18 protein-coding genes and 1 pseudogene are annotated in these 13758 nt (G+C 73.2%); 7 read left to right on the top strand and 12 right to left on the bottom strand.

Annotation, left to right across the window (positions count from 1 at the left end; genetic code table 11):
- Positions 1 to 17 precede the first annotated feature (17 nt).
- Positions 18 to 1178, bottom strand: a complete 1161-nt coding sequence (locus IE294_RS10590) for a PP2C family protein-serine/threonine phosphatase (protein ID WP_189884595.1) — start codon at positions 1176 to 1178, stop codon at positions 18 to 20.
- Between the two features lie 186 nt (positions 1179 to 1364).
- Here IE294_RS10590 and IE294_RS10585 point away from each other — a divergent pair, with 186 nt between their 5' ends.
- Both IE294_RS10585 and IE294_RS10580 read left to right on the top strand, forming a co-directional pair.
- Complete coding sequence (locus IE294_RS10585; protein WP_189884593.1) at positions 1365 to 1799, top strand: MarR family transcriptional regulator; 435 nt, start codon at positions 1365 to 1367, stop codon at positions 1797 to 1799.
- Positions 1800 to 2180: 381 nt separating this feature from the next.
- On the top strand, positions 2181 to 2663 hold the full coding sequence (locus IE294_RS10580; protein WP_189884591.1) for an ATP-binding protein: 483 nt from the start codon (positions 2181 to 2183) through the stop codon (positions 2661 to 2663).
- A gap of 2 nt (positions 2664 to 2665) precedes the next feature.
- Here the strand turns inward: IE294_RS10580 and IE294_RS10575 are convergent, their stop codons facing one another.
- From IE294_RS10575 to IE294_RS10565, 3 genes are all read right to left on the bottom strand, one after another.
- Positions 2666 to 3049, bottom strand: a complete 384-nt coding sequence (locus tag IE294_RS10575) for an STAS domain-containing protein (RefSeq protein ID WP_229917107.1) — start codon at positions 3047 to 3049, stop codon at positions 2666 to 2668.
- 74 nt (positions 3050 to 3123) lie between these two features.
- Positions 3124 to 4209: a cobalamin B12-binding domain-containing protein gene (locus IE294_RS10570; protein ID WP_189884589.1), complete on the bottom strand. Its 1086-nt coding sequence runs from the start codon at positions 4207 to 4209 to the stop codon at positions 3124 to 3126.
- Positions 4206 to 5792 carry a PP2C family protein-serine/threonine phosphatase gene (locus IE294_RS10565; protein WP_189884586.1) on the bottom strand — a complete coding sequence of 529 codons (1587 nt, stop codon included), beginning with the start codon at positions 5790 to 5792 and terminating at the stop codon, positions 4206 to 4208. The genes IE294_RS10570 and IE294_RS10565 overlap by 4 nt, the downstream gene beginning before the upstream one ends.
- A gap of 555 nt (positions 5793 to 6347) precedes the next feature.
- On the opposite strand from IE294_RS10565, the gene IE294_RS10560 reads away from it, so the two are divergent.
- Positions 6348 to 6593: a hypothetical protein gene (locus IE294_RS10560; protein WP_189884584.1), complete on the top strand. Its 246-nt coding sequence runs from the start codon at positions 6348 to 6350 to the stop codon at positions 6591 to 6593.
- A 30-nt stretch (positions 6594 to 6623) separates the two neighbouring features.
- Here the strand turns inward: IE294_RS10560 and IE294_RS10555 are convergent, their stop codons facing one another.
- From IE294_RS10555 to IE294_RS10520, 8 genes are all read right to left on the bottom strand, one after another.
- Positions 6624 to 7391, bottom strand: a complete 768-nt coding sequence (locus tag IE294_RS10555) for a LamG domain-containing protein (protein ID WP_189884582.1) — start codon at positions 7389 to 7391, stop codon at positions 6624 to 6626.
- Positions 7392 to 7411: 20 nt separating this feature from the next.
- Positions 7412 to 7615, bottom strand: a complete 204-nt coding sequence (locus IE294_RS10550; RefSeq protein ID WP_229917121.1) for a hypothetical protein — start codon at positions 7613 to 7615, stop codon at positions 7412 to 7414.
- Positions 7616 to 7690: 75 nt separating this feature from the next.
- The gene (locus IE294_RS10545; RefSeq protein ID WP_189884579.1) at positions 7691 to 7864 is read right to left on the bottom strand and encodes a hypothetical protein; all 174 of its coding nucleotides are present in this window, start codon (positions 7862 to 7864) and stop codon (positions 7691 to 7693) included.
- A gap of 26 nt (positions 7865 to 7890) precedes the next feature.
- Positions 7891 to 8247, bottom strand: a complete 357-nt coding sequence (locus tag IE294_RS10540; RefSeq protein WP_014676959.1) for a PRC-barrel domain-containing protein — start codon at positions 8245 to 8247, stop codon at positions 7891 to 7893.
- Between the two features lie 64 nt (positions 8248 to 8311).
- Complete coding sequence (locus IE294_RS10535) at positions 8312 to 9529, bottom strand: spore photoproduct lyase family protein (RefSeq protein ID WP_189884577.1); 1218 nt, start codon at positions 9527 to 9529, stop codon at positions 8312 to 8314.
- Positions 9530 to 9662: 133 nt separating this feature from the next.
- Positions 9663 to 10004, bottom strand: coding sequence for a DUF3140 domain-containing protein (locus tag IE294_RS10530; RefSeq protein WP_189884575.1), 342 nt, complete (start codon positions 10002 to 10004; stop codon positions 9663 to 9665).
- 6 nt (positions 10005 to 10010) lie between these two features.
- On the bottom strand, positions 10011 to 10247 hold the full coding sequence (locus IE294_RS10525; protein WP_189884572.1) for a hypervirulence associated TUDOR domain-containing protein: 237 nt from the start codon (positions 10245 to 10247) through the stop codon (positions 10011 to 10013).
- Positions 10248 to 10374: 127 nt separating this feature from the next.
- Positions 10375 to 10992 (bottom strand): hypothetical protein, encoded by a 618-nt coding sequence (locus IE294_RS10520; protein ID WP_189884571.1) that lies wholly within the window; start codon positions 10990 to 10992, stop codon positions 10375 to 10377.
- Positions 10993 to 11343: 351 nt separating this feature from the next.
- Here IE294_RS10520 and IE294_RS49645 point away from each other — a divergent pair.
- The 4 genes and pseudogenes from IE294_RS49645 to IE294_RS10505 form a co-directional block, all read left to right on the top strand.
- Positions 11344 to 11520: pseudogene (locus IE294_RS49645) on the top strand (3-oxoacyl-ACP synthase); the annotation flags it as partial.
- A 19-nt stretch (positions 11521 to 11539) separates the two neighbouring features.
- Positions 11540 to 11827: a hypothetical protein gene (locus tag IE294_RS50110; RefSeq protein WP_435858065.1), complete on the top strand. Its 288-nt coding sequence runs from the start codon at positions 11540 to 11542 to the stop codon at positions 11825 to 11827.
- Positions 11828 to 11930: 103 nt separating this feature from the next.
- Positions 11931 to 12986, top strand: a complete 1056-nt coding sequence (locus IE294_RS10510) for a FecCD family ABC transporter permease (RefSeq protein WP_229917106.1) — start codon at positions 11931 to 11933, stop codon at positions 12984 to 12986.
- Between the two features lie 2 nt (positions 12987 to 12988).
- Positions 12989 to 13756 carry an ABC transporter ATP-binding protein gene (locus tag IE294_RS10505; RefSeq protein WP_189884567.1) on the top strand — a complete coding sequence of 256 codons (768 nt, stop codon included), beginning with the start codon at positions 12989 to 12991 and terminating at the stop codon, positions 13754 to 13756.
- The last annotated feature ends 2 nt before the right edge of the window (positions 13757 to 13758 follow it).

The raw sequence follows: 13758 nt of genomic DNA, 5'->3' as shown, positions 1-13758 counted from the left end.
GCCCGGACCCCGCCGCGTCAGCGTCCGTGCCAGTCCAGGCACACGACCAGGGCGTCGTCGTCCGGGGCGGGCCGGCCGCGGTGGCCGGACAGTTCCCGCAGGATGGCGCGGGGCACGTCGGCGGCGGGCAGCAGGCGGGTCGACTGGATCGCCCGCGCCAGCGCGGTGTCCCCGTATGCCTCGCCCTGGGGATCGGCGACGGCGTAGACACCGTCACTGACGAAGACCAGCCGGTCGCCCGGCCGCACGTGGAACTCCTGGGCCACGTAGTCGGTCTCCTCGAACATGCCGAGCGGCAGCTGGGCGTCGAAGGCGACCCGCTCCACGGTCCCACCCCGCAGACGCAGCATCTGCGGGGACCCGGCGTCCACCACCGTCACGCGTCCGGTGGCGAGCTCGAAGTCGAACATCAGCACCGACAGGTAGCAGCGGCCACGGTAGTGGGCGTAGACGGCCTGATCGGCCAGGGCCGCCTGGTCCGCGAGGGAGATACCGGCCCGCCGGGCGTTGCGCAGGGCGTTGATGGCCAGGTTCGTGAGCAGGGAAGCCTCTATGCCCTCGCCCATCCCGTTGGTGACGTACAGCATGAGGTGGTCGGCGGTCGCGGACCAGTCGAAGTTGTCACCGAAGATCCCGTACGCGGGCTCCAGCTGGGCGCCCAGCTCGTACTCGGGACGGGCGCACGAACCGCCGGGCAGCAGCTGCCACTGCATCTCGGCGGCCAGGGTGAGCCGGTCCTTGCGGCGTGCCCGCAGATACAGGTCGGTGTCACGCCCGGCGACGACCACCTCATGGGCGAGCACCTCGGCGGTCTCGGCCAGCTCCGCCAGCTCGTCAGGGGTGAGCGCGCCCTCCGGCAGGGTCACCGACAGCACGCCGAGCCGGTCGCCGCGCACGCTCACGGGCAGATGCACCCGGACCAGGCCCTCCGGCGCCGGCTCGACGAACGGCTCCTGGGCGCCGAACGCGCGGCCGGCCGCACTGCCGTGGACCGCGAGCGGCTCGACCGCATGCGGCGGCACGGGAACGGGCTGGAGCACCGTCATCCCGTAGTCCGCCATGAACAACTCGGCGGACCGCGCCGCGTACTCCTTGGCGAGCACACGGCGAAGGGCGTCGAGCAACTCATCCGGTGCCGCCGTCCGCAGGGCGCGTTCAGCGGTCACAAATCTGTTCACGATGGGAAAGACACCAATCCTTGGTCGGGCCTCGGTCGCACGCGGCACTCGATTCCTCCGCGCCGGTCGTGCGGGACATCTGTCATCAGCCTGCGTCCCTAGTAGGCTGCCAACCGTCCCGAAGCCTGCGAGAGTGTGACAGTGAACGCCTTCCGACACCTGCCACAGCCCGATGAGGTCGCCCGTATGACCTCCACGGCCGGTGAGCTGCTGGAAGTGCTCTGGGGGCGTGCCTCCACCGCGCCCGCCTCCGCATCCCAGCTGCGCGTGCTGCTCATCCTTGAGCACAACGAGGGCATCAACCTGCGCACCCTGGCCGATTCCCTGGCGTCCACCCCGCCGTCCACCAGTCGGCTGTGCGACCGGTTGCAGGCCGCCGGTTTCGTCGACCGGGTGGTCAGCCCCGCGGACCGGCGGGAGGTGCGGCTGCACCTGAGCAGCCGGGGGCGAGCCTTCCTCGACGACCTGCGGGCCCGCAGGGAGAGGGAGCTCCAGGAAGTCATGACGCTGATGCCCGCCGCCAAGCGGGCCGCCCTGCTGGAAGGGCTGGAGGCTTTCTGCGCCGCCGCGGCCACGCAGATACACGACGACGCAGAGGGGTCCGGCAGCCGGACCGCCTGATGCGCTGGGCGCGGTACCCGGACCGTCGGCGCCATGGGGCGCCGGCGGCCGGGACAGGCAGCGGCCCGCGTCCACCGGAACATCACAGATCCTTCCCCGTGCCCGTCCGACACGGTTACTTTGTTGCCTCATGGCTATAGTTGTCAAACGGCAACTGCCACTCTCCGTTCTCTCCGTCCACGGATACCCCGAACGCCGCCGGGCCTGCTCGAGCCGATGGCTGCCGCGCCATGTGGACCCCGCGGTGAGCCTCCGCCGTGAGATCGCCCCGGAGGGGCGGACCGGCCCCATGGCACCGCCGCGACCGGATACCCTTGAGCGGCGCCGGGCATGTCCGGGCCTCCGGCGGGTAGACGTGGGCCCATGAACGGGGGAACGCGCATGGACCCGGTGACATCGGGGCCCGGTGGTGACGGTGTGACCGGTCCCGAACCGATGCACGAGACCGTCCCACTGGACGGTCAGGGCACCTGCATCGCCGAGGCACGTCGCCACGCGGCCGACTTCCTCACCCGGGTGCAGCGCGAGTACGGGCTGCCGGTGTCGGACCGGGCGATGGACCTGACCCGGCTGGTGGTCAGCGAACTCGTCACCAACGCGCGCAAGTACGCGCCGGGTCCGGTACTGCTGGAACTACGGCTCGTCGGCGGTCTCGTCGAGGTGGTCGTGTGGGACAGCGATCCGGCGCTGCCGATGGCACGGCCGGCCGACCCGGGCCGGGTCGGACAGCACGGACTGGAGATCGTGATGGCGGTCGTCCAGGGCTTCGAGGTGCAGAGGGAGCCGGTCGGCAAGCGCGTCACCGCCCGGATCGCCCTGGCCGACGACCCGGACGACACCCTCTCCGGCCGCTCCTCCCGCTAGCCTCACGTGGCGTCGTCCGCGCGCAGGGCCCTGGCGCGGGAATCGATGAAGGTGAAGTGCTCCCGGGTGCCGGTGAGGGAGAACAGCCGCTCGACCGCGGGATGGAGAGGGCCGAGCAGGAGCAGCGCGCGGTGCGTGTCCCGGTGGCGGCGCCAGGCGTCGAGGAGGGCGTTGAGCAGGCCGCTGTCGGCGAAGGTGACCCGGGAGAGGTCCACCAGGGTCACGGGGCGCGCCGAGTCGTCGGCCTCGGCCCAGGCGGCCTGGAGCAGATCGCTCTCGTCGTCGTCGATCTCGCCGCGCACCGTGATCTCGAAGACTCGGTCATGGCAGGTCAGCCTCACGGTAGCCCTGCGTTCCCACTGCATCGCGTCGTCCCCGTGCGCCATCGGTCGGTGGCCCGCGCGGCGCGGTGCCGCCAGGCCTTGCGTGGTTCTCCTACCCAGCCCCGATCATAAGTTGCCTATCGGCAAGTACCCGCCGCGCGGAGGGGACGGTCGGCCAGGGTGGCGGTGCCGCGCCGGAGCAGGTCCAGGGAGCGGGGGAAGTCCCGCAGCTGGTGTCCCAGCGCGCCGAGTGCGGCGACCATGGAGCGGGCCGGCACGCCCCGCGCCTCGAGGACGCAGGCGGTCCAGTCCAGGAACGTGGTGAAGAGCGCCGGGTCGTCGACGTACAGGGCGGTGGCCAGGAACTCCACGATGTGCGAGAGGTCCTCGGCGGTCCGCTCGCGCTGCTCGTCACTGTAGGCGCGCAGGGGCGGGAAGAGGTCTTCCAGGGCCGTCATGGTCTGCCGGACGAGGAGGACGCGGGACCGGGCGACGAACGTGTACTCCTGGTCGGTCAGGTGGGGCAGGTCGTCCACCACCTGCCGGGCCGCCGCCGGGTCCGCCGCGGGCAGGCCCTCCGCGAGGATCGCCGCCGCGGCACGGGCGTCGGGCGCCCACCTGTCGGCGCCCAGCGCGTGGGCGTAGCGCCCGTCCGGCCCGAAGGCCCGCCCGCCCGCCATGACGGGGACGCCTATGGCCTGGCAGGCGGTGACGGCGGCGTGCGCGGCGGGCAGGCGCGTGGGCAGGGAGCCGGACAGCAGCACTGCCTCGGACCCGGTGCTGTGCAGGTGGGAGACGAGATGATGGGTGGGGGTCTGGGCACCGAGGTAGTCCACGCGCCAGCCCCGCAGGCGCAGCACCTCGGCGACCAGCCGCGCCGGCAGGGCGTGCCACTCACCGTCGACACAGCTGACCGTGACACGGCCCCGGGGCGTCCCGCCCGCACCGGCCTCGCGCTGCCTGTCGTGCCCGAGGCCGCTGATCACCCGTTCGTTGAGCGCGGTCGCGGCATGTTCCTGCGCCACGGTGAGGCGGTCGGCGGCCCACTCCCTGCCCACCCTCTCCTGAACCGCGGCGATCACGTCCAGCAACAGCGTCTCCTCGCCGACCCCGTCGGCCCGGGCACCGCGGACGACGTCGACCGCCGTGTGCTCGTCGCCGTGGACCACCGCCTGCCACAACGCGTCCACCAGGGCGTGTGTCGTCGCCGGGGGAGCGGTCACGGAGTCCTCCGATGGGTCGTGGAGCGGGCGCGGCCCTGACCGTCCGCCACCGTCCGGTCCGCCACGCGGGGCGCGCCGATGGCCACGGTGGCGATGTCGTCGTGGCTGCCCGGCCCCAGCCACTGGGCGGTCAGCATCTGGATCCGCTCGACCACCGCCTCGGCCGGCAGCCCCGCGCACTCCGCGAGGACCCGCTTGAGCCGGTGCTCGCCGAACAGCTCGTCCCCCAGCGGACCGCCTCGGGCCTCGGTGACGCCGTCGGTGTACAGCAGACAGGTCTCCCCGGGGTGCAACGTCACCCGTGCGGTGGTGGCGGTGACCCTCGGGAGGGCGCCGATGAGTGATCCGCGTGTGGCGGCCTCCTCGACGGTGCCGTCGGCACGGACGATCAGCGGGGGGAGGTGCCCCGCGCTCGTGAGCCGCAGCGCCACCTCACCACCGCGCCGGCGGACGGACGCCAGGACCAGGGTGGCGAACCGGGTGTGGGGGGACGACAGCAACGCCTTGTTGAGCAGGGTCAGCATGCGTACGTGATCGGTGGCCAGCGGCAGCAGGGCGTGCAGCGTGTTGCGGATCTTGCCGGTCAGCACCGCCGCGTCCAGGCCCTTGCCCGCCACGTCCCCGAGCGTCACCAGGCTCTCCTCGGCGGGACCCGCGCCGGGATGGACGTCGTAGAAGTCGCCCCCGATGTGTTCGTTGTCCCGCGCCGGGCGGTAGGCGCCCGCGTACTCCACCCCGTGCACGCTCTCCAGCCGTGGTGGCAGCAGTTCCCGCATCAGGGTGGCGGTGATCGAGGATTGCTCCGTGTACAGACGGGCGGCGGACAGCGCGGCCCCGGCCCGGGCCGCGAAGAGCCGGGCGAAGAGTTCGTCGTCGCTGAACGCCTGTTCACTGCTGGAGCGGAGCAGGACCAGCGCACCGGCGGACACACCGTGCCCGGGCAGCGGGGCGACGATGACGGAGCCCACCGGCTCCCGGAAGCCCGCCGGACGCGACCAGCCGGGCAGGCGGGCCGGGTCGATCCAGCGCGCGGGCACCGGGGGGAACCCTTGCAGGGCCTCGGCCAGTCCGGGGAGGTCGCGCACCTCGACCGGCGCGGTCACCCGGGTCACCGGCCCGCCGCGGAAGGCGTACGTGAGCGGGTACCGGCGGCCCTGCGGCGGAGCGACGAGCACGGCCGCCTCGGCGAGGTGATCGGTGGCCATGCGGGCCGTGGCCTCCAGGCACCGCGTCAGGTTCAGTGTCGACAGCAACTGGCTGGAGACGTCGGCCAGGAGGGCGGTGCGCCGGCGTGTCCCGGCCAGGGCGGCCTCCGCCAGCCGGCGGTCGGTGTCGTCGACGAGCCACCACACCACGTCGCCCTCGTCCGTCGGGGTCGGGTGCGCCTCGAAGAACCGGTCCGCGACGGCGCCGGCCGTCCGGACCGCACCGCCGGACGTCCCGTCCGTGAACCGTCCGTGTGCCTCCGCCAGCCAGGACGGAACGGTGTCGCGGAGCTTGTCCCCGCGGACGGCGTCGGACCACAACTGCCGGGCCGCGTCGTTCAGTTCGACCAGGCGGCCGTCCCGGTCGGCGACGAGCACCGGGTACGGGGCATGCGCCCAGGCAGCACCGGGACCGGCCGCGACGCAGCGAGGATCGACGGGGGAGCCGCTGGAACCGACCACACGCGGGGGCGCGACCGGGACGCGCCCCACCACCTCTCTGCGACGGACAACAGATGTCTTATGGCAACAGTCCCGCATGACGCCCCTCGGCGCAAGCGGCTCTCGTCGTTCCCGGTTGACGCGGTCCGGGCGGTGCGCTGAGGGCACCGCCCGGACCGGGCGAGCACCCTTGGTCACGCGGACGCGTTCGCGCGGGCGGGCAACCGTCCCATGGAGTCAGGGCCCCCGCGTCGTCCGGCATGGGCGCCTCCTCTCTCCGCGGACGCCCCGGGGCCCCGCGCGGCAGCGGTGCCGCCCGTCTGGCGCCGCCGAAGCCCGGCCGGGCTTCGACGAGGAGCATGCCGCCCGCAGGCGGACCGGGGCCGGCTGCCCGGCCTGGAGCGCGGGCCACGCGTCCCGAGGGGCGATCAGGGCGTGAAGGGGCGCGGCGGGGGAACCCGGCCGTGTCGGCGAACGGATCGGAGGACGGCCATGACGGGACACACCGACGAGCCCGCCGAGCGGTCCGACCGGGCCCGCGACGAGGAGGAGCCCGGAGCGCACTCGGGCAGCGAGAGCCAGGCCCGCGACCGGACGGTTCCGGGCACGGCCGGCGCCAAGGAGGGCTACCAGCCCGAGGAGGGCACGGCGGCCGGCGAACCATTGAGGGGCGTGCGGGCCGAGGAGCGGCCGAAGGAGCGCCGGCAGGGGAGCGAGGAGACCGGTTCCGGCCGGTAGGGAGGGCTCACCGGGCCGGACGGCGCGGTGTCACTCGGCGGGGCCGCCCACGGTGGCGGCCCCGCTGTGCTCCCCGCCGTCGCCCCCGCCGCCCGGGCCGGGACGCCGTACGACGAGACTGCTCACCTCGAAGCTCAGCTCGGTCGTGTCGTCCTCGGGCGGCGGATGGTAACGCCCGGCACTCACCGAGAGGTTGACGATGAGATAGGCGTGCCAGGCGCGGCCCACGCCCCGACCGTCCGAGAACACCGGCGTGCCGTTCAGCCACCAGACCACGGAGCGGCGCCCGAAGTCGGTGCGCAGGTCGACCCAGGCGCCGGGACCGACGGCGTCGTCGTGCACGTAGCGGTCGGCGCCGCGCACATGGTTGGTCAGTTCCAGCAGGTCCGGGTGGTCCGGGTGGTACTCGAAGACGTCGATCTCCTGGTCGCCGTCCCGCCAGGTCCAGATGGCCGGCCAGGCGCCGATCTCCCGGGGCAGCCGGACGCGGGCCTCCAGCACGTCCCCCGCCCGGACCGTGAACCCCTCCTCGCTGCCCTCGGTGGTCAGCAGCCCCGTGTTCCACCTGCCGTCGGGCCGGCGCGTGGCCCGGAAGACCCCGGAGCGGCTGTGGTCGGCGTCGGGCACCAGGTAGTCCAGTTTGTCGTCGCCCGGATTGACCGGGCCGCCGTCCGGATAGGCCCACGAGCGGCCCGCGACCCACTGTGTCCGGGAAGTGAAGTCCGCCGTGAACACGACGTCGGATCCGGTCGGGCGGCGCGGAGCCGGCAGCCGGCCGCCCGGTGCGAGTTCCTCCATGCCCGATGTCTCACCGGCGGTCACCCGGTCATGCGCCCGGGCCCCGATCCGGCCCCGAGATTGCGCCGTCCGGGTGAACGGCGGATGGTCCGGCGCAGACGGGCGCCCTGGGCGCGCGGCTCCCGCTGGACCGCGCTCACCTGGACGTCCCTCGGCCGGCCCTGGCTCGCCGCCAGGGCCGCGCAGACGGCCGCCGCCTGTCCGGCGGCCATGGAGATCGGCATGACGCGGTAGGAGGAGTGGGCCACGTGGTCCCGAAAGACGCGGCGGCCCGCGACCGGGGACGGGGGCGGGGCCGGTCAGCGGACGACGCGGTGCCGCCGGCTTCCTCGGCGCAAGCGCACCGCCGCGAAGACGAGGTCGAGGACGAGCAGGACGGCGCCGATGACCAGGAGGTAGAACAGGCCGTGGACGACGAATCCGATGATGCCCAGGACGACGGCCACGAGGATCAGGAACAGGAACAGACTCATCGGATCTCCCGGCGTTCTTCCATGCGTCAACGGCGGGCCAGGCGCCGCTCGCCGCCGGCGCCAGGGGTGTAGGTCAGCTCGTAGTGGGCGAAGACGTTCGGCTCCTCGGCGACGGGCAGTTCGCCGTCGGGGTCGATCGCCGGGGCCTTTTTGACCTGGTCCTTGCTGTGGGTGACCTTCAGGTAGCCGGGACCGACCGTCGCACCGGGGAGCGGCACGAACACCAGGCGGCGACGGGTGGGCAGGCCCACGGTCACCGTGGCGAAGAACGGCTGGTCGGTGGCCGTGTCCACATAGACCGACTCCAGGGCGCCGATCTTGTGCCCCTTGGGGTCGACGACGTCGTGACCTCGCCACTCGCGGATATCGGATGCCTCGAACATCAGAACCTCCTCTGCGGGGGTACCCACGATCGGGCCGGTGATGTGGCCGCGCCACCCGAATGCCTCAGAAGGCGTACCGGATGCGCAGCCAGGGGGCGCGGGACGCCACGAGGTCCCGCAGGGTCCGCACGGCCTCCGCTTTGACGCGAGTGGCGTAGCGGACGTTCAGCGCGCCGTTCTCCGAGCGTTTGCCGTGTTGCAGGGCGGGCCGCCACAGCACTTCCTCGGCGCGGGGGTGCCATCCCAGGTTGACCTCGTGCAGCTCCCGGTTGTGCGTGAGCATGATCACTTCGGCGGCAGCCTGCCGTTTGACCCGGTCGGGCAGAGCGTCGTCGAGATGCCGCAGCAGTTCGGACCAGGCTTCCTGCCAGCCCGGGCGCACCACCACGGGGGAGAGGTTGAAGTGGACCTCGTATCCCGCGTCCAGGAAGTCCGCCGCGGCGGCGATCCTGTCGCCGACCGGTGACGTCCGCAGGTCCAGCAGCCTTGAGTCCGCCGAGGGCATCAGCGAGAACCGGATGCGGGTCCGGCCCCGCGGGTCCAGGGCCAGCAGGTCGGGGTTGACGAACTTGGTGGCGAAGGACGCCTTCGCCGTGGGCCACTGGCGGAAGGCGCGGACGAGATCCGCGGTGTTGTCACTGATGAGCGCGTCCACCGAACAGTCGCCGTTCTCCCCGATGTCGTAGACCCAGGCCGACGCGTCGCACTGGTTCGGGTCCCGTTTCCGGCCCTGTCGGGCGATGTGCCGTGCCAGGTGGGCGATGATGCCGTCGATGTTGGTGAAGACGGTGACGGGGTTGGCGTATCCCTTGCGGCGCGGCACGTAACAGTACGCGCAGGCCATCGCACACCCGTTGGAGGCGCCGGGGCCGATCCAGTCGGCGGACCGGCCGTTGGGCCGCGTCGTCAGTGTCTTCTTCTCGCCCAGGACCAGTGTCTCCCCCTTCACCCGCACCCAGCGCTCGACGTTCCCCTCGTTGCCGTGCAGCCCGGGGATGCGCCAGTGCGACTCCACCGCGATCACCTCGGCCTGCGGGAAGCGGGCGAGGATCTGACGGCCGCGCGCGGAGGCGGCGGCGGCCGGCTCGGCGTAGACGGTCCGTACCGGAAGGAGGCGGCGGGCCGTGGCGGAGTCACGGAAGGCGGAGCGCTGCTCCGGCCCGTGCCCGGGAACCGTGCCGTCCTGGCCGGTCGTGCGCGTGCCGGGCGCGGCGGTGTCCAGCGCGTCGACATCGAACAGGGTGTCGGGGCCGTCGTCCGGTCCGGCGGAGGGGTACCGCATCTCTGCTCCCCTCGGGTAGGTGCCTCGGGAAGGTGCCGTAGGGGGTCTCCACTCCACTGTAGGCATGTGGCGCAGCGGTGGTTCCGCGCACCCGGCCGGCACTGGAGCACCGGTGCCGGGGGACCCGGGGGACTCAGCGGTCGTCCAGAGGATCGTGACCCCAGTTCATCAGCGAGTGGCGCCACCGTGTGTCGCGTACGTCCCCGGACGGACGCTGCGCGAGGTGACGGCGGATGTAGCCGGTCACCTTGCGCATGTGGGCGTAGTCCGCGTCCGAGAGGTCCCCCTTCTTCTTGCGGAGGACGTCCACGATGGCGCGGCCGGAGGCGTGACCGGTGGACTCGCCTCCGTCCTTGTGCTGTCCGGCGGCCCGGGAGTCGTCGGTGGCCAGCCACTCCTCCAGTGCGGAGGGTGTCATGTTCACCAGTTCGCGGAAGCCGTCCCGGATCTCCTGGTGCTGCTCCTCGCCCGCCACCGGGCCCTACTTCTTCCTCTTGAGCGCGGACGGCTTGTGCACGGCCGTGCGGCCGGACTTCTCGCTGCGCACCTCGTACTGCGGGTCGCCGGGCGAGGCGTCCACGGTGCGTCCCGCCGCCTCGGTGCGCTCGGTGATCTTCTTCTCCACGGTGCCCGTGGTCTCGCTTCCGTGGCTCTTCCAGGCCACCTTGTCGCCCTTGGACGGCTCGTTCTCGTCTGACGCGCGCTTCGCCTTGGCCATGGTCGTACTCCCGGGGACGGAGATTCCGGTGTGCTGGTCATCGCGGTCTGTCCTCCTCCCACCGTGCCGGGAGAGGGCGCGGTCCGCACCTGCGGGCCCGGCCGGCCATCTCCCCGGGCCGGGGACGTCAGGAGAGCTTGTCGACGGCCGTTCGGGTGGTCGTCTTGAAGGCCTTGACCGGGGCGTCGCGGAACGAGCCCATCCGGGACCACTTCACGACCGTCACGGTCCTGCCGTCGCGGCCGACCGAGAACAGGGCGATGTCGGAGGCGCCCCAGGTCGCGGTGGTGTGGACGCCGTAGACGTGGGCGCCCGCCGCCACCTTGACCTTGCCGTAGTACTTCTTCGCCGCCGTGATGTCCGGGAACTGTGACCGGAGCTTCTTCGCGCAGCCCGCGAGGTCCTTGCGCAGCAGGGCGGCGAAGTCGGCGGCGCGCTGTGCGTCGCGCTCCACCACGGTGACCTGGAGGGCGTTGGTGTCGAGGTCCGTCCAGTAGGCGCGGTGCACGGAGATCGACGGCAGGGCGTCCCCGACGCAGATCGGCAGCGGGTCCGGTCGGCCGGCGGTGACCGGGCCGGCGTACCAGGGCGACGAGGGGTGGGGCGGCAGGTCCGCCGGGTCGAGGAAGGCGGGTGCGTCGGCGGTGCCGGCGGCAGCCGTCGCCGGGAACGCCGCCAACGCGAGGGCGGTGCCGGTGGCCAGGGCCGTCAGAGCGTTGCGGATGCCCCGCGTCCGGATCGTCATGTGTCCCCCTGTGCGGTGTGTTGCGCCGGATGCCGGTGAGGACGGGTTCCTCCCGGCCGTTCATGTGGAGTACGACCCGTGCGGGGGGCGGTTCGTTGTGCCCCGTGTGGCACGGAACGGTCACGGACGTCACCGGTCGGCGGTTACGTCCGGTTCTCACCCGGGTCGGGCCGGACGGGCGGACTCCGCACGCCGCGGGCCACGCGAGCGGGGCTGTACGACCCCGGTGACCGGTCGGCCGGGGCCGGTGGGCGAGCAGGTGCCTGAGGGCCGCGGCGGCTGCGATCCCGGCCGGCGCGGCGCCCGGACAGGACATGGCCGCCGGGGAGAACGCCGCCGGCCTCGCAGGCGGTGCTGTCCGGGTCCGGTGCCACCGGCGACGCCCGGCACCCCATCAGCCCGCACCCCGAGGGCGAGGGCGCCGAACGCGCGGTGCGGCAGGCACTGGCGGAGGCCGGCCCGACCCCCGCAGACACCCACCACGTCACCGCGCACGCCACCTCTATGCCGTTGAACGCCCGCACGGAATTTCGCCGCGTCGCACCGGATCTTCCGCCGACGCCGCCCGCCATGGCCACCAAAAAGCATCCGGGGGCACTGCCTGGGGGCCGCACGTGCCGTCGAGGCCGCCGTGTGCGTCCTGACGCCGCACCACCAGGCCGTGCACCCGACCGCCGGCCTCGACACGCCCGAACCCGGCGGTTTGTTAGGCTCGCCCTGCCTCCCGTGGGGGAAGTCCGGTGAGAGTCCGGCGCTGACCCGCAACGGTGTGTGCGGGGACCTGTGGTCCTCGCGCGAGCCCGATCGCCCGTGGAGGGGCCAGCGACCCGTTTGACTGCTCGCCGCGGACTGCGAGAGGGGGCCGCGCGGCCGGCACGGCCGTACGGGCTGTCCCTGTTCGACGTTCCGCGGCGGCCCGTGCGAAGGACGGCCCCACCGTGCGTCGAAGAACGGCCCCCCGCCGGATACCCGCGCTCCCGCTCGGCCTGGCGCTGGCAGCGCTGCTGGTGCTCTCGCTCCTGTGCGGGGTCGCGCTCGGGGCCGCCGGAATCGGCTGGGCCGACGTGCTCCGCCTGCTGTGGGCCGGGCTCACCGGCGGCACCCTGCACGCCGACGACGCTGCCCCCTACACCATCGTCTGGGAGATCCGGCTGCCCCGGGTACTGCTCGCCGCCGTCGTCGGGGCGGGGCTCGCGGCGGTCGGCGTGGCCGTGCAGGCCATGGTCCGCAACGCGCTGGCCGACCCGTTCGTCCTCGGCATCTCCTCCGGCGCGGCGGTGGGCGCCAACGCCGTCATCCTGCTCGGCGCGCTGGCGGGACTCGGGGTGTGGGCGCTGTCGGTGTCGGCGTTCGCCTCGGCGCTCGCGGCCATGGCCCTCGTCTACGCCGTGGCCCGCTCGCCGCACGGACTGACCCCGCTGCGGCTGATCCTGACGGGCACCGCGCTGGCGTACGGCTTCGAGGCCGTCACCACGGTCATGGTGTTCGGCGCGGCCCGGGGCGAGGCGGCCAGGTCGGCGATGATGTGGCTGCTGGGCAGCCTCGGCGGCGCCACCTGGGCGCAGGTGCCGCTCGCCGCGGTGACCGTGGCCGCCGGATGGGCGTGGCTGCGGTGGCGCGCGGAGGCGATGAACGCGCTCGCCATGGGGGACGAGACCTCGGCCGCCCTCGGTGTCCCACCACCCCGTCTGCGGCGGGAGCTGTTCCTGGTGACCGCGGCCGTCACGGGAACCGTCGTCGCGGTCAGCGGGGCCATCGGATTCGTCGGGCTGATGGTGCCGCACGTCGTGCGCATGCTGGTCGGTGCCGACCACCGCCGGGTGCTGACGGTCGCCCCGCTCGCGGGAGCGGTGCTGCTGGTGTGGGCGGACGTGCTGTCCCGGCTGCTGCTCGCCCCGGCCGAACTGCCGGTCGGCGTCATCACCGCGGTGGTCGGTGTCCCCGCGTTCCTGCTGCTGATGCGGCGGGGCGGTTACGCGTTCGGGGGGCGTTGACCGTGCGACTCGACATCGAGGACATCACGATCGAGGCGGCCGGAACCCGCCTGGTCGAGCACATCGACCTCACCGTGGACAGCGGGACGTTCGCCGGACTCGTCGGCCCCAACGGCAGCGGCAAGTCGACCCTGTTGCGCAGCGTGTACCGGGCGCTGCGGCCGACCGCCGGGGCCGTGCGGCTGGACGGCGACGACCTGCACGCCATGGACCCGCGGGCCACCGCCCGCGCGCTCGCGGCGCTGCCCCAGGAGTCGTCGGCCGAGTTCGACTTCACCGTGGCCGAGGTGGTCGCCATGGGGCGGCTGCCGCACCGCGACCGTACGGCCGCTTCCGACCGGGAGACCTGTGCGCGGGCGATGGACCGCACGGGCGTCGCCCACCTCGCCGACCGGGGGTTCGCCGGTCTGTCCGGAGGCGAGAAGCAGCGGGTCCTCATCGCCCGCGCGCTGGCGCAGCAACCCCGGGTGCTCGTCCTCGACGAACCCACCAACCACCTCGACATCGCTCACCAGTTGGACGTCCTCGCCCTGGTCCGGGACAGCGGCCTGACCGTCCTGGCCGCACTGCACGACCTGAACCTCGCCGCCGCCCACTGCGACGTCCTGTACGTCATCGACAAGGGCCGGATCGTCGCCGCCGGCCCACCGCACGACGTACTGCGACCCGCCCTGCTCGCCGAGGTGTTCGGCATCCGCGCGCACCCGGTGCGGCATCCGGTGACCGGCGCCGTCCAGCTCCTGTTCGACCTGCTTCCGCCCACCACCTGAGG

Origin of the sequence: Streptomyces canarius (genome assembly GCF_014650735.1) — a bacterium.
Classification (GTDB): Bacteria; Actinomycetota; Actinomycetes; order Streptomycetales; family Streptomycetaceae; genus Streptomyces; species Streptomyces olivaceoviridis.
This window is presented reverse-complemented; position numbering and strand designations above follow the sequence as displayed.